We start from the raw sequence: 23,725 nt of genomic DNA, 5'->3' as shown, positions 1-23,725 counted from the left end.
GGTCACCTTCCTGCCCGCGCGGCCGCGGCCTGCCAGGGGCCGTCGTCGCCGCGCGGCTCGTAGCGCACGATCCGTTGAGTGTGGCGCACCAGCGACCGCAGCGCATCCAGTCCGCCCTCGACCACGCCCGCGGCACGCGCCTGTACCAGCAGGTTGCCGAGCGCGGTCGCCTCCACCGGGCCGGCCAGCACGGTCAGGCCGCAGGCATCCGCGGTGAGCTGGCAGAGCAGCTCGTTGAGCGCTCCGCCGCCGACCAGGTGCACCACGCTGACCTCTCGGCCGGCGAGCTCTTGCGCCTGGCGCACCGCACGCCGTTGGGCGAGCGCCAGGCTGTCCAGGACGCAGCGCGTCACGACGGCGGGCCCGGCGCCGGCCGGAAGGCCCGCCATCTTGCGCAGCCGGCCGTCCATGTCTCCCGGGGGCAGGAAGACCGGGTCGTCGAGATCCACGACGTGGGCGAGGCCCGGCTCGGACGCCGCCGCGGACAGCAGCGACGGCAGATCCGGCGAACCCCACTCGCGCAGGCACTCCTGCAACGGCCACAGCCCCATGACGTTGCGCAGGTAGCGGATCGTTCCGTCGACGCCACCCTCGTTGGTGAAATTCGCCTGCCGCGACGCGTCGCTCAGCACCGGCTGGTCCAGCTCCAGGCCGACCAGCGACCAGGTGCCGCACGAGATGTACGCGAAGTCGCCGCCGCTCGCCGGCACCCCCACGATCGCGGACGCCGTGTCGTGCGAGCCCACCGCCACCACGGGTGTCCCGTCGTAGAGCCCGATCCGCTCACCGGGGTGCCGCACCGGCGGCAACAGCTCGGCACGCAACCCGAGGTCGGCGACCAATTCCGAAGACCAATCCCGGGTACGCACGTCGAGCAGTCCGGTCGTCGACGCGTTGGTGTACTCCGCCCCGATCTCCCCGGTCAGCCAGTAGGCGAGCAGGTCCGGGATGAGCAGCAGGTGACGTGCCACCTGGTACTGCGGGGTCCGGGAGGCGGCGACCAACTGGTAGACGGTGTTGAACGGCAGCGTCTGCAGCCCGTTGACCGGATAGAGGTCGCCGACCCGGGCAGCGATCCCGTCGGTACGCGAGTCCCGATAGTGGACCGGGTTGCCGAGCAGCGCCCCGCTCGCGTCGATCAGCCCGTAGTCGACCGCCCATGAGTCGATGCCGATGCTGCTCACCGGCCCGGCCGCGCGCAGCCCGTCGAGCATGCCGCGGTGCAGCGACAGGATGTCCCAATGCAGCGTCCCGCCGACGCGTACCGGCTCGTTCGGGAACCGGTGCACCACGTCCAGGTCGAACCCGCCGTCGCCGAACCGGCCGACCACGACGCGCCCGCTGGACGCGCCGAGGTCAACGGCCGCGAACGCCTCGCTCATCGCAGGAACGCCGCGGCGACACCCGCGTCGACGGGAATGTGCAGGCCGGTGGTGTGCGACAGCTCGCCCGCGGTGAGCACGAAGACCGCGTTCGCCACGTGCTCCGGCAGCACCTCACGCTTGAGCAGGGTGCGCTGCGCGTAGAACTCGCCCAGCTGCTCCTCGGGCACGCCGTACACGGCGGCGCGCTGCGCGCCCCATCCGCCGGCGAAGATGCCCGAGCCGCGCACGACACCGTCCGGGTTGATGCCATTGACGCGTACGCCGTACGCGCCCAATTCGGCGGCCAGGAGCCGGACCTGGTGGGCCTGGTCCGCCTTCGCGGCGCCGTAGGCGACGTTGTTGGGTCCCGCGAACAGCGAGTTCTTGCTGGAGATGTAGACGATGTCGCCGCCCATGCCCTGCCCGATGAGCACCCGGGCGGCGGCCTTGGCGACCAGGAAGGAGCCCTTGGCCATCACGTCGTGCTGGAGGTCCCAGTCCTGCTCGGTGGTTTCCAGCAGCGGCTTGGAGATGGACAGCCCGGCGTTGTTGACGACCAGGTCCACCCCGCCGAAGGCGAGCACCGCCTCGCGCAGCGCGGCCTCGACCGCGGCCGCGTCGGTGACGTCCGCGGTGACGCTCACCGCGGCGTCGGTCCCGCCGATCTCGCGGGCCACGGTCTCGGCGGTGGCCGCGTCCCGGTCGGCGACCACGACGCAGGCGCCCTCGGCGGCGAGCCGCAGCGCGATCGCCCGGCCGATGCCGGAGCCGCCACCGGTCACGAACGCCACCCGGGTGGCCAGCGGCTTCGGCTTCGGCATGCGCTGGAGCTTGGCCTCCTCGAGGGCCCAGTACTCGATCCGGAACTTCTCGGCCTCGTCGATAGGCGCGTAGCGGGAGACCGACTCGGCGCCGTGCATCACGTTTATCGCGTTGACGTAGAACTCGCCGGCGACGCGGGCGGTCTGCTTGTTGGCGCCGAACGAGAACATGCCCACGCCGGGGACCAGCACGATCGCCGGGTCGGCGCCGCGGATGGCCGGGCTGTCCGGGGTGGCGTGCCGCTCGTAGTAGCCGCGGTAGTCATCCCGGTACTCGGCGTGCAGCTCTTTGAGCCGGGTGACCACCTCGTCGAGCGGGGCGTCCGGTGCGGTGTCCACGACCAGCGGCTTGACCTTGGTGCGCAGGAAGTGGTCGGGGCAGGAGGTGCCGAGGGCGGCCAGCTCGGCGAGGCGCTCGCTGCCGACGAAGTCGAGGACCACGTCGCTGTCGGTGTAGTGGCCGACCTGGGGACGGTCGGTGGAGGCGAGGCCGCGGATCACCGGGAAAAGCGCGGCGGCGCGCTCACGGCGTACCCCTGCGGGAAGTGCCCCGACCACGGTCGCGCCGAACGGCGCGCTGCGGCCGTGCTCGGCCAGGTAGGCCGCGGCCGTTTGAATGATCTCGGTGGAGTTGGCCTCGCACTCGGCGCTTGTGGCTCCCCACGCGGTGATCCCGTGCCCGCCCAGGATGACGCCGATGGCCTGCGGGTTCGCCTGCTGGACGGCGGCGATGTCGAGGCCGAGCTGGAAGCCGGGGCGGCGCCAGTCGACCCAGAGCACCCGGTCGCCGAAGATCTCCTTGGTCAGTGCCGGGCCGTCGGCGGCGGTCGCGATCGCGATGCCGGCGTCCGGGTGCAGGTGGTCGACGTGCGGCACGTCGACGAGGCCGTGCATGGCGGTGTCGATGCTGGGTGCGGCGCCGCCGCGGCCGTGCAGGCAGTAGTCGAAGGCGGCGACCATCTCGTCCTCGCGCTCCAGGCCCGGGTAGACGCTCGGCAGGGCGCGCAGCCGGTCCAGGCGCAGCACGGCCAGGCCGGCCTCGGTGAGGGTGCCGAGGTCACCGCCGGAGCCCTTGACCCAGAGCAGGTCGATCGGCGAGCCGGTCACCGGGTCGGTGTCGGTGCCCTTGGCGGACGTGTTGCCGCCCGCGTAGTTCGTGGTGCGCGGGTCCGCGCCGAGGCGGTTGGAGCGGGCGATGAGGTCGGTGACTACGGGGTTCGTCATGACGGTCCTTCGAGGCCGGGGCGGCGGTGGTCTCCGGGTTGCTCGGAAGCGCTGGTGAAACGTTTCAGAGTTACCGACACATTACGCGCGCGTCCGAGCCCCGGTCAAGGCCCGCCGACCGCGGAGGGCGTGTCCACGCCCTCCGCGTCAGATCGGCTTCACCACCGGCGGGCGCCGGCGTATCAGGTAGTCCCGCACCACCAGCCCGCCCCGGTTGCCGGGCACCTGCATGGTCGCGCTGACCAGCAGGCGACGCTGCCCGTCCCGCGGGTCGGCGGCGAAACGTGCCGCCTCCAGCTCGGCGACTCCGCGGCGGTCGTACCACTCGCCGGCTTTGCTGTCCCACAGCCGCACCGCCTCGGTGGAGACGTCCAGGTGCGGCAGGGTGGGCGCCGGAGTCGGCGGGTCCAGGTACCAGGCGGTCGTGCGCTGCTGCTGGAGCGGTGTTTCGGCGCTCACCCGGTGCCGGCCCGAGTTGGCGAACCAGGCCACCCGCCAGCGGACGGTCCGGTCCGGCCAGCCGGCCTCACCCGGGCGGGCGGAGAGCGTACGCCCGTCGGTGTCCATGGCGAAGGCCAAGCTGTCCGGCGGGTGGATCTCCAGGGTGTCGTGCGCGGTATCCAGGACCAGCAGGCCCTGCATGGCGATCCGGCCCCGATCCCGGGCCAGGCGCGAGGCCGTCGACAGATCGCGGTTCTCACCGGGCTCGTTCGCCACCGGGCGGCCCAGATCGTAGGCCGGGTGGTCGCCGCCCGACAGGCGCAGCGCCGCGGTCAGGTCGGCCGAGTCGTACCGCCACTGCCACGACGCCTGCCACGGCGGCCAGGTGATGCCCCGCTTGTGCCGGTCGTCGACGAGCATCAGCTCGCAGTACGGCCGGGCGACGTGCTCCGCGGCCACCCGTATGCCGTTCTGCCGCAGGAAACGCTGCAGCCGGTCGGCGGTGGCGTTCGGAAGCCGCAGATACACGTGCCAGTCGAACTCCTCGTCCGCCCGGCCGTGGAACAGCGTCACCCGCTCGACGATGCCGTCGAGCTGGATCTGGTGGCCCTCCCCGGACGGCCCTCGCAAGGAGGGCTCGACCGGGAGGACCCGATAGTCGGACATGGCTGGTCACCTCGCGGCGTACACCGTGGCCCGCCGCCACTCCGCCCGCGCCAGCAGCGCGAACGTGACGGTCGCCAGGCCCAGCAGGACGACGAGGGCCCACTCCAGCGACCCGTCACCGCCGTCCGGCGAGACCCCGAAGAGGATCTCGATCCACTCCCGCGAGACGAGGGTGATCAGGGTGAGCAGGGCGGTCAGACCCGCGAGCACCGCCTCGGCCCAGAATCGTGCTCGCAGCCCTCGGGTACCGGACATGACTCTCCTCCTCACGGGTACAGCCGCCGGATGGTGGCGATGTCCCCGGCGCTCAGGTGGCCGTTTCCGCCGTTCGGCACGCCGGGCGGGAAGACGATGACGCGCAGGCCGGTGTCGCGCGTCGTGTGCCACAGCCGCGAACTGCTCTTGCCGCGGTGCACCGAGTGCAGCGCGCCGTCGAGGACCGCGAGCGCCGGCGTGCGGCGGCTCTCGTTGTTGTCGTCGCGGTCGTTGGGCCGCCAGTCGGTGCCGTCGTAGGTGGAGTGCCAGATCGTGGCCGACGACTCTCCGACATGGGCCAGGTGCAGCAGGCCACCGAACTCGCACATGCCGGGCGGCGCCTGGCTGCGCTGATCCTTGATCCGCCGGTTCGCCGTCCAGGTACGGCCGTCGCGGGTCGACGAGTGCCACAGGTCGTTCGAGCTGTCACCCAGGTGCACCAGGTGCAGGCGTCCGCCGTACGCGGCCAGCGCCGGAGTGGCCTTGCTCTTCTGGTCGGGGATCCGGCGTTCCTCCCAGGACCGGCCGTCCCGGGTCCACGAGTGCCACAGGTCGTTCGAGCTGTCACCCAGGTGGACCATGTGCAGTTCACCGTTGAACGCCGCGAGCGCCGGAGTGGCCTTGCTCTTCTGGTCCTCGACCCGGACGTTCTTCTCCCACTCCCGCAGGTCCCTCGACACCGAGTACCAGATGTCGTTGGAGCTGTTGCCGAGGTGCACCATGTGCAGGTCGCCGTTGAGGACGGCCAGGGCGGGCGCCGCCTTGCTGCTCTGGTCGGGGATCGCCTCGTCGTCGGTCCAGGACATGCCGTCCGGGGTCCAGGAGTGCCACAACGTGTTGGACGACTCGCCGAGGTGCACCATGTGCAGTTCCCGGCCGGTCGAGGCGAGCGCCGGCGCCGCCCGGCTGGTCTTGTCCGGCAACGCGTGCGCCTGCCGCCAGTCCACCGCGAAGGCCCGCGAGTTGTAGTGCATGACGGACCCGTAGTCGTACGCTCCGATGTCGTCGCCGTCGTCGACGTGCCGCGGGAAGTTGCCCTGCTTGTCCGAGCGGGCGTTCTGCACGAACACCGTGACGAAGGCGTTGCGATCCTCCCGCTGGTGTTCGTGGAACAGCCCGGCCGCGTGGCCGATCTCGTGCACCAGCGCGCCGCCCGCCGGATTGCACGGGATCTGCTGCGCACCCGGGAACTGCCGTCGCCCGACGTGGCTGCTGCAGGCTCCGGCCTCGTCGGCGCGGACGAACTCGATGTAGTTCGCCTCGCGCTGCCGCGGCCGGAGCGTGATCGTGGTCCGGGTGTTCCATTCGGTGACGGCCGCGTCGATGGCCGTCCGTTCCGGGCTGCTGCCCGGCGGGAAGTCCTCCTCATTGATCGTGTACGGGATGACGCCGTTCACCCAGCGCCAGCGTGCTCCGGTCCGCGCGAGTCCCATCGCGGTCTCCTCCCCCGGTGCGGTCTCCGTTGTCAACGCCAGTCCAACCGCTGACACCGGTCGTGTCGCGAAGACCGGACCGGGTCCGGAACCGCCGCCGTCGCCGCAGGCCGGCGCCCCGGTGGGCGGCGTCGCACCGGACAACTCCGGACAGCCGGCCGGAGTCGTCCGGCGCTGTCACATGCCCGTCAACCCGCCGATCGCCGCGGCGGCACGGGCATAGGCTCGTCCGATGTGACGGGCGTGCCCAGTAGTCCGGTCGCCGAGTTCTGCGCCGACCTGCGGCGCCTCCAGGAGAGCTCCGGCGTGAAGCGTGCCGCCCTGGCCCACCGCCTCGGCTACAGCCGGTCCCAGCTGTACGAGATCCTCTCCGGCAACGTCAGCCGGCCGCCGGACTGGAGCCGGCTCGTCGAACCGCTGGTGCGGGCCTGCGCCGGCGACGACCCGGCCACACTGGACCGGTGGCGGCGCCGGCACGGCGTGCTGCTGGAGGTGCACACCGCCCTGCGGCGCCACGACCGGCGCGCCGAGCCGGCCCGGCTGCCGTGCCCGTACCGCGGGTTGCGCGCCTTCGAGGAGACCGACGCCGCACTCTTCTTCGGCCGGGAGGAACTCACCGACCGGCTGGTGGACGCGGTGGAACGCAACGCCGTGGTCGCGGTGGCCGGCCCGTCCGGCAGCGGGAAGTCGTCGCTGGTGCTGGCCGGCGCGGTGCCGCGGCTGCGGTCCAGCGGCTGGGCGGTCGCCGTGCTGCGCCCGGCGAGCGGGCCGACGCCGGAGGCCGCGATGGCGGCGGCGCTGGCCCGGCTGACCGGCGCCGACCCGGCCGCCCTCGAGCTGCGGCTGATCGATCAGGGAGCCGCGGCGGTCGCCGAGGCGGTCCACGGCACGGGACCGGTCCTGCTGGTGGTCGACCAGTTCGAGGAGGTGTACCAGCGCGGGCCGGTGCCGGCCCGGGAGTTCGTCGACCTGCTGCTCGCCGCCGCCACGGCGGTGACCGTGGTGCTCACCCTCCGGGCGGACTTCCTCAGCCGGGCACTGGAGCACCCGGCACTGTCCGCGGCGATCCAGGACTCGATGATCGTCACCGGCCGGATGACGCGGGACCAGCTCCGCCGGGCCATCGAGGGACCACTGCCCACCGGGATCCGGTACGAGGCGGGTCTCGTCGACCGGATCCTCGCCGACGCCGGTGACGATCCGGGCCACCTCGCCCTGCTCGAGTTCTCCCTGACGGTGCTCTGGGAGCGCCGTACCGGCGACCTGCTCACCCATATGGCGTACCAGGCTCTCGGCGGCGTCGCGGGCGCCCTGACCCGGTACGCCGACGACGTCTGCCGCCCGGCGACGACCACCACGCCGGAACTGATCCGGCTGTTCCGGCAGCTGGTCCGGCCGGACGGCGGGCAGCAGCCGACCCGCCGGGTCGCCAGGCGTACGGAACTCGGCGAGACGCTGTGGCCGGTCGCCCAGCGCCTCGCGACCACCCGGCTGATCGTGATCGGCCGCGACGACGCCGGCGTGGAGACGGCGGAGCTGGCACACGAGGCGCTGGTCACCGGCTGGGAGCGGCTGCGCGGCTGGGTCGAGGCCGACCGTGACTTCCGGATCTGGCAGGAACGGCTGCGGACCGCGATGGAACAGCACCGGCTCAGCGGTGAGGACACCGGGACGCTGCTGCGCGGGGCGCCACTGGCCGAAGCGCAGCGGTGGCTGCGCGAACGGGCCACCGACGTGGGTGCGCAGGAACGCGCGTTCATCGAGGCCGGGGCCCGGTGGCACGGCCGGGTGGTACGCGGCCTGCGCGCCCTGGTCGCCGGTCTGGTCGTGCTGCTCGTCCTGGCCGGCGGGCTGGGCGTCGCCGGTGCCGTGCAGCGCCGCGATCTCGCACGACAGGAGCGCCTGGCCACCTCGCGAGCGCTGGCAGCGCAGGCCGACGCGACGGTCAACGAGCGGCCGATCGAGTCCATCCTGCTCAGCCTTCAAGCAGCGGCGGAGGCCGACACCGCCGAGGCTCGCGGTGGCGTGCTGCGGCACTTCCTCGCGCATGCGAACACCGTCACCCTGCTGGCCGGGCACGCCGACCGGGTCGCGGGTGTCGCGTTCGGCGCGGGCGGGCGCCTGCTGGCGTCCGGGAGCGTCGACGGCAGCGTCCGCCTGTGGGACGTGGGCGCGCGCCGGGAGTCGGCGATCCTGACCGCGCACACCGATCGGGTCTACGGGCTGGCCTTCAGCCCCGACGGCCGGGTACTGGCGTCGGCCGGTGACGACCGCGTGGTCCGGCTCTGGGACGTCGCGGCACGCCGCCAGATCGCCGTGCTGGCCGGGCATCGCGATCGGGCCCGCCGGGTGGCGTTCACCTCGGACGGCCGGAGCCTGGCGAGCGCCGATGTGGCCGGCACGGTGCTGATCTGGGACCTGGCCACCCGGCGCGCCCGGCACACCCTGGCCGGGCACACCGGCTGGGTGCGTGGCGTCGCGTTCGCCCCCGACGGATCGCGGCTGGCGACCGCCGGCGTCGACGGCACGCTGCGGTTCTGGGACCCGGCGAGCGGGCGGCAGACAGCCCGGCTGGGTGGGCAGGACGGCCCGCTGCGCGCGGTGACGTTCGCCCCGGACGGCGCGACGGTGGCCGGGGCCGGCGACGACGGCACCGTACGGCTGTGGGAGGTGCCCGGCGGGCGGCCGGTCGCGGCACTCGCCGGGCACACCGATGTCGTCACCAGTGTCACGTTCGCCGCCGACGGGCGCCGGCTGCTGTCGGCCGGGCAGGACGGCACCGTACGGGTGTGGGACGTCGCCGGCCGGCAGGAGATCGCCCGGCACCGGGGTCACATCGACTGGATCTCCGGGGTGGCGTTCAGCCCGGACGGGCACACGCTCGCGACCGCCGGGCAGGATCACACGATCCGGGTGTGGGACACCGCGACCAGCCGCTCACACATCCGGCTCGCCGGGCACACCGGTCCGGTGACCGCGGTCGCGTACCGGCCGGACGGGCGCGCGCTGGCCACCGCGAGCGAGGACGGCACCCTCCGGTTCTGGGATCCGGGCGGCGGCCCCGAGACGGCCCGCCTCACCGGTCACACCGGCGGCGTGAGCGCGGTCGCGTTCAGCCCGGACGGCACGATCGCGGCCACCGCGGGCGCGGACCGGACGGTACGGCTCTGGGACGTCCCGGCACGCCGGCAGATCGCATCGCTGAGCGGGCACACCGACGTCGCGCGCGGCGCCGCCTTCAGCCCGGACGGCCGGATCCTGGCCACCACCGGCCACGATCGCACGGTCCGCCTCTGGGACGTCGCCGGCCGGCGCGAACTCGCCGCACTGACCGGGCACACCGGCTGGGTGTCGGCGGTGGCCTTCAGCCATGACGGCGCCCTGCTGGCCACCGGCAGCGACGACCGGACCGTACGCCTCTGGGACGTCGCCGGCCGGCGCGAACTCGCCGCGCTGACCGGGCACTCCGGGTGGGTCTCGGCGCTCGCCTTCGTCGCCGGCGACCGCACGCTGGTCTCGGCCGGCCAGGACGCGACGATCAGGGTCTGGGACCTGACCAACCGCCGGGCCCGATCGATCCTCACCGGCCACACCGGATGGATCTGGTCGATCGCGGCGAGTCGGGACGGCCGTACGATCGCGTCCGGCGCCGACGACGAGACGATCCGCCTGTGGGACATCGACGCCCGGCGTGAGCTCGCCACCGTGACCGAGCACCACGGCTGGGTGAGCGGGCTCGCCTTCAGCCCGGACGGCCGTAAGGTGGCCTCGGCCAGCGCGGACCACGTGGCGCGGCTGTGGGACGTGGACGCCGCGTCGTCGCGGCGGCGTCTGTGCGCCCTGGCCGGGCGGGAGCTGACCGCACAGGAATGGGCGGACTTCCTGCCTGGGCGGCCGTATCGCCGAGCCTGCTGGCGGCAATAGCGTACGTTTGTACACATGACCGTGAGTGAGAAGAGCATGCGTGAGCGGATGCTCTCCGGTGAGCTGTACATCGCCGACGATCCCGAGATCGCCCGCGACATCGCGCGGGCCCAGCGCCTCAGCCACGAGATCAACACGATCGATCCGACCGATTACGACCGGCGTCGAGAGCTGCTCACCGAGTTGCTCGGCTCGTTCGGCGAGGGCGGCGAGATCCGCCCGCCGCTGCACTGCGACTACGGCTATCAGACCTTCTTCGGCGCCCGCTCGTTCGCCAACTTCGGACTGATCATCCTGGACGTCGCGAAGGTGACCATCGGCGAGGACGTGCAGATCGGTCCCAACGTCCAACTGCTCACCGCCACCCACCCGCTCGAGCCTGGCCCGCGCCGCGACAAGTGGGAGTCGGCCGAACCCATCGTGATCGGCGACAACGTCTGGCTCGGCGGCGGCGCCATCGTCTGCCCCGGCGTGACGATCGGGGAGAACACCGTGGTCGGCGCCGGCGCGGTCGTCGTCCGTGACCTGCCGGCGAACGTGGTCGCGGTCGGATCGCCGGCACGCGTCGTCCGCGAGCTGTGAACGACACCCGCTCCGGCCCGCCGGCACCGCGGCGCGAGGTGCCCGCGGCCGGCGGGCCGGTGGCGCGGCGAGCCCGCCGGCACGACCCGGACCGCAAGGACCGGATCATCGACGCGGCCATCCGGGTCATCGCCGAGCACGGCGTCGCCGGCACCACGCACCGGCTGATCGCCGCCGCGGCCGACGTGCCGCTGGGCTCGCTGACCTACCACTTCACCGGCCTCGAGGATCTGCGTACGAGCGCGTTCCGGCGGCACGCCGAGCGGATGGCGGCGATCTACGCCGCGCACTTCGACGGCGTGCACGACCGGGAGCAGCTCGTCGACGCCGTCACCGACCTGATCGACGGTGACGCCGGCGCCGACCAGGAGGACTGGGCGATCGCCTACGAGCTGTACCTCGCGGCGCTGCGCGACCCGGTCCTGCGCGAGGTGACCGACAGCTGGATGCGCAGCAGCCGGGCGGTGCTGGAGCGGTTCGTCGACCCGACCATCGCCCGGGGCGTCGACGCGCTGATCGAAGGCCTGGTCATCCACAAGATCCTGGCCACCGCCCCGGTGCCGCGGGAGGAGATCCGCGAGATCGTCCGCCGCGCCTTCTTGTGAAAATTCGGTTACAGCTGCAACCAAATCAGGGCCTCAAAGCGTTCGAATTCATGAGGGCCCGTACGGCCCGGCACGGGTACGGGGTGCGGCGGCGGCACCGGTTCGGGTCGCCGCCGCCCCGTGTCGCGTCAGCCTGGCCCGCCGCCCAGGCCGATCTCGTTTCCCTCCGGATCCACATAGGTGATCTTGCGGACGCCGTTGTCGTAGGTCTCCCGCTTCGCCGGCTCCAGCCCGCGCGCCGAGATCCCGGCCACCCGCTCGTCCAGGTCGCCGACGAACAGCGTGATCAAGGCGTGCCCGGCGTGCGCCGGGCGGTGCTCGACGTACAGGTACCGATGCTCGGCCAGCTCCCACACCGCTTCGACGTCGTTCGGGTGGAAGGCCGGCGGCGCGCCGAGCAGCTTCTCGTACCACGTCAGCGCCGCCGGGTAGTCGCTGACCGAGACCCCGGCGAACAGGTCGACGGCCATCAGGACGACGCCACGGGTGCGCAGATCATGACCGGGTTGCCGTCCGGGTCGGCGACGTACGCCATCCGCTCGCCCCACGGCTGATCGGCCGGCTCGGCCAGCACCGGCACCTGCCGCGCCCGCAGCGTGCTCAGCGCCTTGTCCACGTCGTCGGTGTAGACGCACAACTCGAACGGGCGGCCGACCCGCATCCGGATCGGCTGGCCGTGGGAGCCGAGCTCCCCGTCGTTGACCGCCGCCAGCGAGATGCCGTGCTCCAGGCCGACGAAGACCGCGGTCCCGTCGGGTGGGAACTGATAGGTCTGCGCGAACCCGAGCAGATCCCGGTAGAACACCAGCGAGGCGTCCAGATCTTCGACATAGAGGATGGTGGAAACGTCCCGGAACGAACTCATCGCAGGCGGACCCCCATTCACGGTCAACGAAAACTCTCGCGGCGAGTCTATGGCCGTTCGACGCGCGTGGGGTTGCCGCGGACGAGTTCGTCGTGCACCCGCCATCGGGCCTCGACCACGGCGCTTCCGGCCGCCGCGTCGCTCGCCTCGAGGCGTTCACGCAGCAGGCGCAGGGCGATGCCGCGGTTCAGGCTGAACTGGCGCTCGGTGTCGACCACGACGACGGCTCCGGTGGGGCGGTGCCGGGCGCGAACCGCGGTGCTCGCCTTGTTGCGGTGCTGGCCACCGGGCCCGCCGGTGCGGCAGGCGACGATCTCGACGTCCGACTCGGCGAACGGCGTGCGCTTGGCACCGGCCCCGACCGGCCGCGCGGTCACGTACCAGTTCTTGCGGCCGGTCCCGGTCCGGTACGGGCTGGGCGCCTGCCAGCACAGCGTGCCGGTCCAGGACCCGGCGAACTCCTCGGCGCCCTCGCCGGTGATCTCGACGAGGACCGAGCGAAACGTGCCGGGCCGCTCGCCCGGCACGCTCTCCACCCGCCGGGTGGCCAGCTTGCGCCGCTGGGCGCCGGCCTCCAGCCGGGCCAGCAGGCGGGCCACCGCCCAGGCGCACTCCTGCGGGCCGCGACCGGCCGACAACAGCAGGGGTACGCTCATCGCCGCCCGCCCTTGCGCGGGCCGAGGTCGGCCGTCTTGTACGTCACGACCGGCACCGTGGTGACGACCGGCGTGGCCAGGCCGTGCCCGACCAGGTCGCCGATCACCTGCTCGATCCGCTTGTACGCGGTCGGCGCCTCCTCGAAGAGCAGTTGCCGGTCGCCGCACACGACAAGCGAGCCGACCGGCGTACGCCGCAGCTCCTCGACGGTGTGCTTGGCCTTGCCGCGGCGCAGCGCGTCCGCCCTTGACATCTTGCGTCCCGCGCCGTGCGCGACCGAATGCCCGGCCTCCGGGCCGGCGTGCGCGGCCACCAGGTAGGAGTGCGTGCCGCGGGTGCCGGCGATGAGCACGTCCCCGCCGTCGCCCGGGGCGGCGCCCTTGCGGTGCAGATAGACGCCGTCGCGGATCTCGACCGAGTTGTGGCAGACGTCGACGATCGGCTCGGTGACCTCGGCGCCGAGCGCCTCGGCGACCCGGGCGGCCATCAGCCGCCGGTTCAGCGCACCCCAGCGGACGGCGGCGTCGTGCATTTCCAGATACGCCGCCGGGTCCGGGGCCGGGCCGGCGCCGTGGACCTCGGTGTGTGCCCGCAGGATCCGCTCGCCGAGGCCGCGCGAACCGCTGTGGACGATCAGGACCAGGTCGCCGCCGGACAGGCCCAGCCGGCTCGCGTGCCCGGCGTCGAGAACACCGTCGACACGGGCGAGCTCGACGAAGTGGTTGCCGCGGCCGACCGTGCCGAGGCTGTCGGTGTAACCGGCCGGGATGTCGGCACCGGCCAGGTCATCGGGGTCGACCGGCTTGTCCAGGTCGGGGAAGCGGGCGGCGACGCGCTCCGGCACGACACGCTTGAGCCGGATCGGGAAGACCGCGATGCCGCAGCCGATGTCGGAGCCGACCAGGAGCGGGTAGAGCACGCTCGACGCCATCGCGGCGCCGATCGGGGCACCCTTGCCGGGGTGCAGGTCGGGCATCCCGGCGACGTGGATCATGCCGTCCAGCGCGGCCACCTGGTGGCACTGCGCGACGGCGTCGGACTCGATCCAGCTACCAGCTGCGGCGAAGACTTTGACGGTGGCGGAGGTGGACTGCACGAAGGCTCTCTTCTGCAAGAAGTGGGGCTGAGGGCTGAGGGCGCTTCGTGGGTGACGTCATGCGGACCACCCTGGCCGAGCCGGCCCGGCGCGGCAATCGAATTTCGTTCTTGGCACGCCGCCAACTACATAACACGGCGGCAGGTAGCGGCTGGGATTACCACTTTGTTACTGACGGGTTACCTTCATTACATCCATCGATGGCAATCATTCTCCCGCCTATCCCCTGGGAGTTCCCGATGCCCGTCTCCACCCTCCGGACAGCCTTCTGCGCCGCCATCGCCGCGCTGCTGATCGCCCCCGCGGCACCGGCCGTCGCCGCCAACCCGTACGAGCGCGGCCCCGCACCGACCAACGCCAGCATCGAAGCCAGCCGCGGATCGTTCGCGATCAGCCAGGTCACCGTCTCCCGCTCCAGCGTGACCGGGTTCGGCGGCGGCACCGTCTACTACCCCACCAGCACCTCGGCCGGCACGTTCGGCGCGGTCGCCATCTCCCCCGGCTTCACCGCCTCCCAGTCCAGCATCGCCTGGCTCGGCCCGCGGCTCGCCTCCCAGGGCTTCGTGGTGATCACCATCGACACGCTGAGCACGCTCGATCAGCCGGACAGCCGCGGCACGCAGCTGCTCGCGGCCCTCGACTACCTGACCCAGCGCAGCTCGGTGCGCACCCGCATCGACGCCACCCGCCTCGGCGTCATGGGCCACTCGATGGGTGGCGGCGGCAGCCTCGCCGCGGCACGCACCCGGCCCGCACTACAGGCGGCGGTGCCGCTGACCCCGTGGCACGGCACCAAGTCGTGGACCAGCGTCCGGGTCCCGGTCATGATCATCGGCGCGGAGAACGACACGGTCGCGCCGGTCACCTCACACTCCGAGCCGTTCTACACCAGCCTCACGTCGGCGCCGGAGAAGGCCTACCTGGAGCTGAACAACGCCAGCCACTCCGCACCCACCTCGGGCGGCAACGTCACCGTGGCGAAGTACAGCCTGTCGTGGCTCAAGCGCTTCATCGACAACGACACCCGCTACGAGCAGTTCCTCTGCCCGGCCCCGTCCGGCTCGGCGATCCAGGAATACCGCAACACCTGCCCGCACTCCTGACCGCTCGTGACGGCGGGCCCGGCGAGGTCGCCGGGCCCGCCGTCAAGCCGCCGGCGTCCGGTAGCAGGGCGACGACACCATGAGGAGCATCGCCAACTCGTCCCCACTGGTAAGGCTCGCGCTGTACCCGTTGGCGGCACCAGCGGTGATCTCCCCGCCGCCGCTGACCGGGAACGTGCGCTCCTTCTCGATGGTGTAGCCGCTGCTCTCCAGGGCGGAGCGCGCCTTGGCGAGGACGGTGAGGTGCTCCGCGACCGGAATCAGCATCTGGTAGATGCCCTGCACGTAGTACACCTCCGCGGAATCGGACAGCTCACCCCGGCGGCCTTCGCAGGGGGTGACGTTCGCCTTCGCCTGGCTGAACCGGTCCGCGCCAACCGCGACACGGATGGCTTCGGCCTGCCGGACGACCTCCTGCTTCGCGTCTTCCTGAGGCATCGCCAGCATGTCGTCTCCTCCGCCGGAACAACTCGTCAGTGCCACCAGCGCGGCAACCAGCCCTCCGACCAGGGCGTGTGTCACAACCAGATCTCGACGGGTCATGATGCCGGCGCCTCTCCGTGGTCCAAGCCAACCTTGTCGTACTTCCCGACCATGATGTGCGCCTGATTGCGCAGGCTTTCGGTGTCGCGATCCCAGTAGGCGCTGTGCCCATGAGTGTCGACGGTGAACCGGTTGGCACCGAAGTCCCCGTCGCTCGGTTCGTTGTCGTGAACGAACGGGAAGCTGCCGGCGGCGCCGGCGATGCCGTCACCCTCCGCCCGGCCGGCCCAGACGTGGCGCGGGTCGATGCCGAGATCCTCGGCACGATCGGTGTGCATACCCGGACTGCCCGCTGTGATGATGTCGTCCACGGCGAGCCCGTTGGCGTCGAGGGCCGCTTCGGCGACCACCGTGGAGCCGTAGCTGTGTCCCACAACCGTCAATTGCCGGATCTGCTCCGAGTTCGTTGCCCGGAGCCCGTCGACGAAGCGGTCGAGGAAAGCGCCGCCCTGCTCGGAACGCTCATGCCCGACCGCCGTGGCGTTCAACTCCGGCGCGTCGTAGCCGAGCCACATGATCGCGGCGACGTCGTTCGTCGCGCTGGTGAGGCCATCAGCGGTGTCCTTGAGGTTGACGACCCGGTCGACGTTGCCGGAAACGTCGCCCATCATCGTGCCGACTCCGGGAACCCAGACAGCGGTGTGCCGGGCGGTGTCGGGATCGCCCACCGAGACGATCACTTTGCCGTCACCGGCCGGGTCGACGCCGAGCAGCATCCCGCTAGCGCCCAGATCCGCCAACTTGGTTTCGACCCTGCCGAGATCGGCCAGCTGCGCCCGAATGACTTCTTGCTCGCGGAACAGGCCGTTCAGTTCCGGGCTGTAACCGCCGCGCGTGTTCGCATGCCGCTCCATGTTCTCCCGCAATTGATCCATGCGCGCCTCGATCGCGGCGTCCCGGGCGGCGAGCTCACTCTGGTCGCGCTCCAGCCGCAGCCGGTTGGCGGTGTCGCGGTCGCTGGCGGGCACCCCGTCGAGCCAGCCGATCAGGTCCGGCATGTCCTGGATCGCCTGCTCCTGCTGCTGCGGTGTCAGCGTCTCCCACCACCGCCTGACGTCCGCCGGCGGGCGCCCGCGCTGTGCCTCGGCCGTCGCCCGGGTCACCGGAGGCAGGGTCGTCTGACCGAATCTCGTGCGCGGGTCGGGCAGGTTGACGCGGATCGCGTTGGCGGTCGAGTCGTCCAAGCCCCGGGCGCGCTCCACGACCGCTTCGAGGTCTGCCAGGATCACGTTCAACTCGCGGGCGGTGCGGTCCAGGTTGCCGCCGAGATACGCCGAAGCGGGCGCGCTGACCCGACCGTTGGCGGTGTCGACGGTGAACCCGGCCTGGCGGGCGGAAGTGACCATCTGCTCCGCTGTCTGGCGGAGTTCGCCAACCCCGTACGCGTGCCGGTCGAGCGCGTCGTAGATGCGCCGCGCCGGGTTGTAGGTGTTGCTCACCTCGGCCCGCATCCGGGTGGCCTTCTCGTCAGCGGCCCGGGCGCCGGCCCCGGACGGCCAGGCATACGCGAGATCGCGGGTACTGCCGATGAACTGCTCGGCCGCGTCGTCGATGCGGTCCGCCAGCCGCTGCCATGCTGAGGCGGCCGCGTGCCACGGTCCGGGATCAGCGTTCAGCAGCTGGTGCAGGGTGAGCGCACTCATCTCGGCACCCGGTCGATGTCCTGCCCGGACGACTGGTCCGTGGCCTGGATGCGCCGGGCCGCGGCGAGCAGCTCCCGGCCGAATCCGCGCACCTCGGCGGCGAGTCCGTCCAGGTATCCGTTCCAGACGCCGGCCGCCTCGGCGGCGGTGGTCGCGGTGTCCCAACCGGCGTGCCTGCCGGGCGCCAGGTTCCCGTCGGACGACGACCGGGCATCACTCAAGGTCACCGCGGCGGCCTCCACGCCGGCGCCGGCCTGTTCCAGGGCGGGCACGTCGACCGCGAGTTCGTGGGGCAGTGCCACCGTCCCCTCCCAGGTCACTCTTCGTCACCTGTGGATGGGTACGCCCGCCACGCCGGCCTGGTTCAGTCGAGCAGCCAGGTGTTCATCTGCTGCCCGTACGGGGTCAGGGCGACGATCAGCACCACGATCCAGGCCGCGGTGAGGGTGACGCTCCAGCGGAACACCTTGCGGTCGCCGGCCCAGTGCGAGCGGGCGATCGCCAGCAACCCGAGCAGCAGCGCAGCGGGTGCTGCCAGGAAAACGAGCATCGCGACGAGCCGGCTGATACCGAACATCCAGGCCAGCGGATTCCACACCGAATCCGGCATGGAGTCCTTCGGGTCGCCGAGCCGTTCCAGCCGCGGGTCCAGCAGGGCACCCGCGTCCCCGGTCTGCACGACGGCGAGCAGCAGCACACCGAAGCTGCCGAGCAGGTACGCGACAAGCATCACCCACTGCGCCCACAGCACCGCCCGGCCGCCGATACTCGTTGTCATGGCCGGAAACCTACGTCAGAACAGGGTGGGCGGCCCGGCCGGCTCCGGTGACGGCAGCGGGTCGAGCTGCGGCACCCGCGCCCGGACCTCGTCGTGGAAGCGCCGGCACAGTTCGGGCGCGTCGGCGTTGTCCGGCGTGTGCACGAACACCGTCGGTGAGCGGCCCTCGCGCAGCCAGCCCGCCACGGTCTCCACCCAGCGCTGCCAGCCCTCGACGGTTCGTTCCACCGAGTCCCGGCCCAGGTAGCGGACGATCGGCCGGTCGGTCAGTGCCCGGGTGCGCAACGGCAGGCGCGGCTTCTTCGCCCACGCGTCGCGTTCCGCCTCGCTGGTCGGCGGGGTGGTGAAGAACGTGGTGGTGTCGAACGGGATCCACTCCGCCCCGACCTCGGCGAGCACGTCCTCGAGGCCGCGCGGGTCGTCGAAGAAGGCTGGATGGCGAACTTCCACGGCGTACCGATGCTCGGTAGGCAGGCCCCGCAGGAAGCGCGACAGAACCGGCAGGTCGCCGGGTCCGAAGGAACCCGGCAGTTGCACCCAGAGTGCGTGCGTGCGCGGGCCCAGCGGGGTGATGGCGTCGAGGAAGGCGCGCAGCGGCTCGTCGGCGCCGGTGAGCCGGTGCTCGTGGGTGACCACCTTGGGTAGCTTCAGGACGAACCGGAAGCCGGTGTCGGTCTGCTCGGCCCAGGTGGCCACGGTGTCGCGCGCCGGGGTCGCGTAGAACGTGGTGTTGCCTTCGACGGCGTTGCACCATCCGGCGTACGCGCGCAGCCGCTCCGGCGGCGTGGCCGGATGCGGCAGGAAGCGCCCCTGCCAGGACTTGAGGCTCCACATCGCGCAGCCGACGTGCAGGCGCATCGTCACTCACACTCCCTGCCGGAGGACCACCGGTCATCGTGCACCACCCGGCTGAGCGGCCCGCGCCGGCGCCAGCCGTGCCGTTCCAGGTCGGGTACCCGCTCCAGGTGGGTGACCGGGCCCAGGCAGAGCCACGCGACCGGGCGCACGTGTGACGGGATGCCGAGCAGGCCGCGCAGGAAGTCCTCCCGGTAGAACGAGACCCAGCCGACGCCGAGCTGTTCCGCGGTGGCGGCCAGCCACAGGTTCTGGATGGCCAGGCAGACCGAGTAGAGGCCGGCGTCGGCGATGGCGTGCCGGCCGAGGACCGCGGGTCCGCCGCGCGAGGGGTCGTAGGTGACCACGATCGACAGGCTGGACTCCAGCACTCCGTCGATCTTGATGCGGGCGAAGCGGGTCGCGGCGTCGCCGTCGAGGGTGGCGGCGAAGACGTCGCGTTCGGCGCGGACGTGCTGGTGGAAGGCGGTCTTCAGGGCCGGGTCGCGGATCACGACGAAGTCCCACGGCTGGGAGAGGCCGACGCTGGGTGCGGCGTGTGCGGCGGTCAGGATCCGGTCGAGGGTGTCGTCCGGGATCGGCTCGCCGGTGAACTGGCCGCGCACGTCGCGGCGGCGGTGGATTACCTCGTAGAGCTCGTGGATCACGAGGAGGGACGTTACCGGCGCACCGTTCCGGTGGACGCCCGGGCCACCAGCGCCGGGACGAACGTCGCCTGCTCGTGCACGTGGTCCGGGTTCGTCGCCTCGTCCAGGACCAGGCGTGCCGCCGTCCGGCCCAGCTCCTGCCGTGGCTGGCGCACCGAGGTGAGCGGGACCGCCGCCGCGGCGGCGAAGTCGATGTCGTCGAAGCCGACGATCGCCAGATCGTCGGGGACGCGCAGGCCGGCGGTGACCGCGTGCTGGAGCAGGCCGAGGGCGAGCAGGTCGTTGGCGCAGAAGGCGGCGGTGGGCCGGCGGCGGCTGGGCAGGCCGGCCAGGCGTTCGCCGGCGGAGCGGCCCTCGCTGACGGTGAGCGCGTCGGTGGGCAGGTTGATCAGGTCGTCCTCGGCCATCCCGAACTCGGTCCACACCTCGCGGGCGCCCTGGAGGCGCTCGCGGACCTGGCCGATGCTGGCCGGTCCGCCGACGAACGCCACCCGCCGGTGACCGCGGTCGAGCAGGTGCTCCACGGCGATCCGGCCGCCGAGCACGTCATCCACCGCGACCGAGCAGTGGTCGCCGGCGCTGCTGAGCCGGTCCACCATGACGAACGGGATGCCACGCCGGGCGATCTCGGCGAGGTGCGGCGCGTCCGGGTCGACCGGAGTGATCAGGATGCCCTGGACCCGCTGCTGAACGAGCCGGTCGAGGTGTTTGGCCTCGCGCTCGGCGCGACTGTTGCTGTTGCAGACGAACAGAGAGAGGTCGGCGGCCTCGGCGGCGGTCTCGATGCCCTCGGCGACGTCGTGGAAGAACGGGTTGCCCCCGTCGAGCATGACGTAGGCCAGCGCGCGGCTGGTGCCGGCGCGCAGCTGGCGGGCCGACTCGTTGCGGACGAAGCCGAGCTCCGACATGGCGCGCTCCACCCGCTCGCGGGTGGTGGCGCTGACCACCGATGGTCGATTGAGCACGTTCGACACCGTGCCGAGCGAGACGCCCGCGGCCGCGGCGACGTCCTTGACCGACGGGGCGCGGCCGTTGCGGGGCGGTTGGCTCACCGGGCCTCTTCTCTCGCGGCTTGAAACGTCATATCGGAGCATAAAGCATGCGAGCGTGCATTGGTTGCCCGCGCGAGATCCAAGGCTGATGAAACATTTCAACCCCTGGAACGCCCGCGTGGTGAGCCGCCGCGGGTCGACCTTGATCGACATCGTACGACTTCGCCGGGTGCGCCTGGACCAGCGCCACCAGGCCGAAGGAATGCCCACCGCCGGAGGATCAAGATCCAACCCATTTTTCCGGTACGCGTGACGCGGAGTCCCGCCCTGCCCGCGATCACCTGCCACTCCGGGCCGCCCGGCGACCGCCGGGCCCATGCGGGCATCCGCGGCGGCGCGCCGTTTCCCTCCCGGCCGCGCTGCGGCCGGGAGGGAACGCCCGGCTCGCGCTGGGAGAGCGGGGACGGGTCGGCTTCGGCGGGACGGGCGGTCACGCGTACCCCCAAAGAGCGGAACCGGTGGGCGGACGTCCGCCAAAGGGGGTTAGAGCACGGCGATGTGTGCGGCGATGATGCGCCATTCGTCCTGGTATGCCCAGGTACGTGTGTAGCGCATCCGGGCGGAGAACGGCTCGCCGCCGAAAGTGCCGGAGACCGTACCGGTGAAGAACGTGACGCCGGTGGTGCCGACGACCAGCGAGTCCACGCTCTCCTCGACCAGTTCCTGGACCACCGACGTGCCGGACCGGTAGGCGTCCAGGTCGTCCTGCTTGCGGTAGCGGGCGCCGTCCGGTCCGATTGCGATCAGCCGGTCGTCGAGCAGCCGGTCCAGCTCGGCCACGTCGCCGGCACGCTGTGCGGCCTGGAGCCGCCGTTCCGCGGTGAGCAGTTCAGCCTCGGTCATGCGGTCACCCTAGACGCCCGCGGCCACCGCCGCGGTCAGCCGAACCAGGTGAGGGCATCGCCGTGGGCCCGGGCCCAGGCCAGCGGCTTGCCGTCGAGGCTGAGGACGTTGTGCAGGGTCTCGCCGGGCGGGTTCGGGAGGTTGTCGTGGGCGATCACCGACGGGTTCTCCACGGCGATCCAGTGTGCGGGCAGTCCGCGTACCAGATCGATGAACGCCTGCCGGCGTGCCGCCGGGACCTGGTACAGCACCGAGGTGTGGAAGACGACCAGGGTGGCGCCGGCCGGCGCCTGGGCGGCCAGCGCGGGCAGGTCGTCGACCAGGTCACCGCGGACCAGGTGAGGCGGGTCGGCGGCGGCGACGCGCGCCGCGGCGCGCAGGCGGGCGCGGCGATGCTCCTGCTCCGGCCAGATCAGGGCCTGCAACCAGCGGGCGTCGGCCGGGTCGGTGACGTCCAGGGGGTTCAGGTCGAGGCCGGCCCGCCAGGCCACCTCGGGTACGCGGTCCGGCGGCGCCGCTCCGGTCAGCGTGCAGTCGAGCACCGGCTCGCCGTCGCCGATCCGGTGTTCGCCGTAGCGGTACGCGTACCGGTCCGGGAACAGGTTGAGGCCGGCCGAGGCGCCGACCTCCAGCAGAGCGAGCGGCTGCGGCAGGGTGGCCAGCACCGGCAACAACAGCGCGCATCGGGCGGGTTCGTTGGTCTGCGTGGCCCGGGCCCGGATGTGCTCCTCCACGACGGACCAGTTCGCGGCGGTGAACTCCAGGAAGGCGGCCGGGTCGGTCACCGGACCGCCGAGGAACTGAACGACCGCGAAGATCAGGTTGGGCTGGCGCTTCGCCGCAGGCAGCGTGTCCAGCCGGGCGAGCAGCCGGGCATCGTGCGAGACGGCGGTGGCCAGTTGCTCGTACGCGGGTGACTCGCCGGCCGCCTCGCGCGCGGCGAACTCGGCGTAGGTCATCGCGGTCGTCATGATCGCCGATGATGCCACGTGCACCACATCCGGTTCGCCCCGTGGAACCGGGATCCGCACGGTACGGGTGGGCCCGACGGCCCGGTCCAGCTCGGCGGCGAACCGCGGTGAGTCGGCGGCGCTCCAGATCGCGAGGACCCCGCCCGGGGTGAGGCGGGCGCGCAGCAGGTCCAGGCCGGCCGGGGCGTACAGCCGGGAGTTGGCCGCGAAGACGATCCAGTCGGGGCCGTTGTCGACGTCCAGGCAGATGGCGTCGTAGCGGTCGGTGGTCGTCTCCAGCCAGGCGATCAGGTCGGCGGTGACCACCCGTACCCGGGGATCGTCGAGGGCGCCCGCGCTGTAGGGGCGCAGCACGCCGCGGTGCCAGTTCACCACCGCGGGTTCGATCTCGACGACGACGATCTCGGCGGCGTCGGAGCGGACCGCCTCGGCCAGCGAGAAGCCGACGCCGAGGCCCCCGATGAGCAGCCGCGGCCGCGGCCCGGCGGCGGCCAGGGCCTCGCGAATCATGGCCCGCTCGGAGTCGCCGGAGCGGGTGTCCATCAGGAAGACGCCGTTGCTGATCAGCTCGTAGTGCCCGTTTCGGTGGCGCAGCACCAGCTCACCGCGGTCGGTGGTGACGCGCTCCACAGTGTCCATTCATCGCACTCTAAACAGGATCCGGAGGTCTCGCTTTTCCCGGTGCGCGTGACCGGCCGTCCCGCCGGAATCTTGTCGTCCCGCTCTCCCGACGCGAGCGCACCGCCCCGTCCCGGCCGCGACCGCCGGGAAACACCGCTCCGTCCCGCCCGGCCCGTCCCCCGACGTGCGCGAACGACGGCCGACCTCCTCCGGCCGTAGCCCACGGACCTCACCGCACCTCATGACGTGCGCGAGCGACGGCCCGCCCCCGCCAGCCGTAGCCCACGCACCCCACCACACCCCATAACGTGCGCGAACGACGGCTCGAACCCGCCGCGCTGCGGCCTGTGGCGGCGCAACATCGCTGCACGCCCCCTTTTCACGTGCCGCCGCGCCCACGCGGCTGGCACTCAGCCACGTGCCGGAGGCCTCATCCGGTGCGTCAGGGCCAGCCGGGTCCGGCCGGCTGGCGCCCAGCCACCTCATGGAGGTCCTGTTCGGTGTCTCAGCGCCAGCCCGGACCCGCCTGCCCTCCTCACCTGCGGGGACGGCCGGTCACGCATACCGCTGATGGGAGTGACCGGCGAACGCACCTCGATGACTGAAGATCTAGAGCGCTTTCGGGGTCAGGGTTTGTGCCAGGTCTATTGAAGACGCTTTCGGGGGATCGACCGGTTTCGCCGGTTTCGGGTGTGCTGGAAGCATGCGGTACGGCGATGGTGGTGGCCTGAACCAG

Annotated in this window: 22 protein-coding genes and 1 pseudogene; 4 read left to right on the top strand and 19 right to left on the bottom strand. The window is 72.1% G+C overall.

Annotation, left to right across the window (positions count from 1 at the left end; all coding sequences use genetic code 11):
* Positions 1-2: 2 nt before the first annotated feature.
* From I4J89_RS24650 to I4J89_RS24630, 5 genes are all read right to left on the bottom strand, one after another.
* A complete protein-coding gene (locus I4J89_RS24650) occupies positions 3-1,382 on the bottom strand; it encodes a rhamnulokinase (protein WP_196416433.1) in 1,380 nt (459 codons plus the stop codon).
* The gene (locus I4J89_RS24645; RefSeq protein ID WP_196416432.1) at positions 1,379-3,409 is read right to left on the bottom strand and encodes a bifunctional aldolase/short-chain dehydrogenase; all 2,031 of its coding nucleotides are present in this window, start codon (positions 3,407-3,409) and stop codon (positions 1,379-1,381) included. The genes I4J89_RS24650 and I4J89_RS24645 overlap by 4 nt, the downstream gene beginning before the upstream one ends.
* A gap of 147 nt (positions 3,410-3,556) precedes the next feature.
* Positions 3,557-4,516 carry a hypothetical protein gene (locus I4J89_RS24640; protein ID WP_196416431.1) on the bottom strand — a complete coding sequence of 320 codons (960 nt, stop codon included), beginning with the start codon at positions 4,514-4,516 and terminating at the stop codon, positions 3,557-3,559.
* Positions 4,517-4,522: 6 nt separating this feature from the next.
* The gene (locus I4J89_RS24635) at positions 4,523-4,771 is read right to left on the bottom strand and encodes an ABC transporter permease (protein WP_196416430.1); all 249 of its coding nucleotides are present in this window, start codon (positions 4,769-4,771) and stop codon (positions 4,523-4,525) included.
* An 11-nt stretch (positions 4,772-4,782) separates the two neighbouring features.
* The gene (locus tag I4J89_RS24630) at positions 4,783-6,204 is read right to left on the bottom strand and encodes a M12 family metallopeptidase (RefSeq protein WP_196416429.1); all 1,422 of its coding nucleotides are present in this window, start codon (positions 6,202-6,204) and stop codon (positions 4,783-4,785) included.
* 243 nt (positions 6,205-6,447) lie between these two features.
* Between I4J89_RS24630 and I4J89_RS51585 the strand changes: the two genes are divergently transcribed.
* Genes I4J89_RS51585 through I4J89_RS51580 form a run of 3 tightly spaced genes read left to right on the top strand, consistent with a single transcriptional unit; the run spans position 6,448 to position 11,315 of the window.
* Positions 6,448-10,128 carry an nSTAND1 domain-containing NTPase gene (locus I4J89_RS51585; RefSeq protein WP_196416428.1) on the top strand — a complete coding sequence of 1,227 codons (3,681 nt, stop codon included), beginning with the start codon at positions 6,448-6,450 and terminating at the stop codon, positions 10,126-10,128.
* Positions 10,129-10,143: 15 nt separating this feature from the next.
* On the top strand, positions 10,144-10,710 hold the full coding sequence (locus I4J89_RS24620) for a sugar O-acetyltransferase (protein ID WP_196416427.1): 567 nt from the start codon (positions 10,144-10,146) through the stop codon (positions 10,708-10,710).
* A complete protein-coding gene (locus I4J89_RS51580) occupies positions 10,707-11,315 on the top strand; it encodes a TetR/AcrR family transcriptional regulator (RefSeq protein WP_309238461.1) in 609 nt (202 codons plus the stop codon). The genes I4J89_RS24620 and I4J89_RS51580 overlap by 4 nt, the downstream gene beginning before the upstream one ends.
* 128 nt (positions 11,316-11,443) lie before the next feature.
* Here I4J89_RS51580 and I4J89_RS24610 read toward each other — a convergent pair whose 3' ends face one another.
* Genes I4J89_RS24610 through I4J89_RS24595 form a run of 4 tightly spaced genes read right to left on the bottom strand, consistent with a single transcriptional unit; the run spans position 11,444 to position 13,933 of the window.
* Positions 11,444-11,785, bottom strand: coding sequence for a VOC family protein (locus I4J89_RS24610; protein WP_196416426.1), 342 nt, complete (start codon positions 11,783-11,785; stop codon positions 11,444-11,446).
* Positions 11,785-12,180 (bottom strand): VOC family protein, encoded by a 396-nt coding sequence (locus I4J89_RS24605; RefSeq protein WP_196416425.1) that lies wholly within the window; start codon positions 12,178-12,180, stop codon positions 11,785-11,787. The genes I4J89_RS24610 and I4J89_RS24605 overlap by 1 nt, the downstream gene beginning before the upstream one ends.
* A gap of 47 nt (positions 12,181-12,227) precedes the next feature.
* Positions 12,228-12,836, bottom strand: a complete 609-nt coding sequence (gene prfH, locus I4J89_RS24600; RefSeq protein WP_196416424.1) for a peptide chain release factor H — start codon at positions 12,834-12,836, stop codon at positions 12,228-12,230.
* Complete coding sequence (locus tag I4J89_RS24595) at positions 12,833-13,933, bottom strand: RNA ligase RtcB family protein (RefSeq protein WP_309238460.1); 1,101 nt, start codon at positions 13,931-13,933, stop codon at positions 12,833-12,835. The genes prfH and I4J89_RS24595 overlap by 4 nt, the downstream gene beginning before the upstream one ends.
* Positions 13,934-14,172: 239 nt before the next feature.
* Here I4J89_RS24595 and I4J89_RS24590 point away from each other — a divergent pair, with 239 nt between their 5' ends.
* Positions 14,173-15,036, top strand: coding sequence for a poly(ethylene terephthalate) hydrolase family protein (locus I4J89_RS24590; RefSeq protein WP_196416651.1), 864 nt, complete (start codon positions 14,173-14,175; stop codon positions 15,034-15,036).
* 42 nt (positions 15,037-15,078) lie between these two features.
* On the opposite strand, the gene I4J89_RS24585 is transcribed toward I4J89_RS24590, so the two are convergent.
* From I4J89_RS24585 to I4J89_RS49775, 10 genes and pseudogenes are all read right to left on the bottom strand, one after another.
* Positions 15,079-15,483: a hypothetical protein gene (locus I4J89_RS24585; protein ID WP_196416422.1), complete on the bottom strand. Its 405-nt coding sequence runs from the start codon at positions 15,481-15,483 to the stop codon at positions 15,079-15,081.
* A 92-nt stretch (positions 15,484-15,575) separates the two neighbouring features.
* Positions 15,576-17,222 (bottom strand): alpha/beta hydrolase, encoded by a 1,647-nt coding sequence (locus tag I4J89_RS24580; protein ID WP_196416421.1) that lies wholly within the window; start codon positions 17,220-17,222, stop codon positions 15,576-15,578.
* Positions 17,219-17,524 (bottom strand): type VII secretion target, encoded by a 306-nt coding sequence (locus I4J89_RS24575; protein ID WP_196416420.1) that lies wholly within the window; start codon positions 17,522-17,524, stop codon positions 17,219-17,221. Before I4J89_RS24575 ends, I4J89_RS24580 begins: the two co-directional genes overlap by 4 nt.
* A gap of 62 nt (positions 17,525-17,586) precedes the next feature.
* Entirely contained in the window at positions 17,587-18,000 is a 414-nt protein-coding gene (locus I4J89_RS24570; RefSeq protein WP_196416419.1) for a hypothetical protein, read from the bottom strand.
* 15 nt (positions 18,001-18,015) lie between these two features.
* Entirely contained in the window at positions 18,016-18,858 is an 843-nt protein-coding gene (locus tag I4J89_RS24565) for a DUF72 domain-containing protein (protein ID WP_196416650.1), read from the bottom strand.
* Positions 18,859-18,860: 2 nt separating this feature from the next.
* On the bottom strand, positions 18,861-19,499 hold the full coding sequence (bluB, locus tag I4J89_RS24560; RefSeq protein WP_373688156.1) for a 5,6-dimethylbenzimidazole synthase: 639 nt from the start codon (positions 19,497-19,499) through the stop codon (positions 18,861-18,863).
* Between the two features lie 14 nt (positions 19,500-19,513).
* Entirely contained in the window at positions 19,514-20,554 is a 1,041-nt protein-coding gene (locus tag I4J89_RS24555; protein WP_196416417.1) for a LacI family DNA-binding transcriptional regulator, read from the bottom strand.
* Positions 20,555-21,037: 483 nt separating this feature from the next.
* Positions 21,038-21,397, bottom strand: coding sequence for a nuclear transport factor 2 family protein (locus I4J89_RS24550; protein WP_196416416.1), 360 nt, complete (start codon positions 21,395-21,397; stop codon positions 21,038-21,040).
* Positions 21,398-21,432: 35 nt separating this feature from the next.
* Positions 21,433-22,368 (bottom strand): DUF2332 domain-containing protein, encoded by a 936-nt coding sequence (locus tag I4J89_RS49780; RefSeq protein ID WP_230859560.1) that lies wholly within the window; start codon positions 22,366-22,368, stop codon positions 21,433-21,435.
* Between the two features lie 141 nt (positions 22,369-22,509).
* A pseudogene (locus tag I4J89_RS49775) lies at positions 22,510-22,878 on the bottom strand (spermine/spermidine synthase domain-containing protein); the annotation flags it as partial.
* Positions 22,879-23,725: the final 847 nt, after the last annotated feature.

The sequence above is a fragment of the Actinoplanes aureus genome, from assembly GCF_015704865.1.
Classification (GTDB): Bacteria; Actinomycetota; Actinomycetes; order Mycobacteriales; family Micromonosporaceae; genus Actinoplanes; species Actinoplanes aureus.
This window is presented reverse-complemented; position numbering and strand designations above follow the sequence as displayed.

Excerpts from the sequence above, each read along its gene's own strand:
- I4J89_RS24650 (WP_196416433.1), bottom strand. The coding sequence starts at position 1,382 with ATGAGCGAGGCGTTCGCGGCCGTTGACCTCGGCGCGTCCAGCGGGCGC.
- I4J89_RS24645 (WP_196416432.1), bottom strand. The coding sequence starts at position 3,409 with ATGACGAACCCCGTAGTCACCGACCTCATCGCCCGCTCCAACCGCCTC.
- I4J89_RS24640 (WP_196416431.1), bottom strand. The coding sequence starts at position 4,516 with ATGTCCGACTATCGGGTCCTCCCGGTCGAGCCCTCCTTGCGAGGGCCG.
- I4J89_RS24635 (WP_196416430.1), bottom strand. The coding sequence starts at position 4,771 with ATGTCCGGTACCCGAGGGCTGCGAGCACGATTCTGGGCCGAGGCGGTG.
- I4J89_RS24630 (WP_196416429.1), bottom strand. The coding sequence starts at position 6,204 with ATGGGACTCGCGCGGACCGGAGCACGCTGGCGCTGGGTGAACGGCGTC.
- I4J89_RS24620 (WP_196416427.1), top strand. The coding sequence starts at position 10,144 with ATGACCGTGAGTGAGAAGAGCATGCGTGAGCGGATGCTCTCCGGTGAG.
- I4J89_RS24610 (WP_196416426.1), bottom strand. The coding sequence starts at position 11,785 with ATGGCCGTCGACCTGTTCGCCGGGGTCTCGGTCAGCGACTACCCGGCG.
- I4J89_RS24605 (WP_196416425.1), bottom strand. The coding sequence starts at position 12,180 with ATGAGTTCGTTCCGGGACGTTTCCACCATCCTCTATGTCGAAGATCTG.
- prfH (WP_196416424.1), bottom strand. The coding sequence starts at position 12,836 with ATGAGCGTACCCCTGCTGTTGTCGGCCGGTCGCGGCCCGCAGGAGTGC.
- I4J89_RS24590 (WP_196416651.1), top strand. The coding sequence starts at position 14,173 with ATGCCCGTCTCCACCCTCCGGACAGCCTTCTGCGCCGCCATCGCCGCG.
- I4J89_RS24585 (WP_196416422.1), bottom strand. The coding sequence starts at position 15,483 with ATGCTGGCGATGCCTCAGGAAGACGCGAAGCAGGAGGTCGTCCGGCAG.
- I4J89_RS24580 (WP_196416421.1), bottom strand. The coding sequence starts at position 17,222 with ATGAGTGCGCTCACCCTGCACCAGCTGCTGAACGCTGATCCCGGACCG.
- I4J89_RS24570 (WP_196416419.1), bottom strand. The coding sequence starts at position 18,000 with ATGACAACGAGTATCGGCGGCCGGGCGGTGCTGTGGGCGCAGTGGGTG.
- I4J89_RS24565 (WP_196416650.1), bottom strand. The coding sequence starts at position 18,858 with ATGCGCCTGCACGTCGGCTGCGCGATGTGGAGCCTCAAGTCCTGGCAG.
- I4J89_RS24550 (WP_196416416.1), bottom strand. The coding sequence starts at position 21,397 with ATGACCGAGGCTGAACTGCTCACCGCGGAACGGCGGCTCCAGGCCGCA.
- I4J89_RS49780 (WP_230859560.1), bottom strand. The coding sequence starts at position 22,368 with ATGACGACCGCGATGACCTACGCCGAGTTCGCCGCGCGCGAGGCGGCC.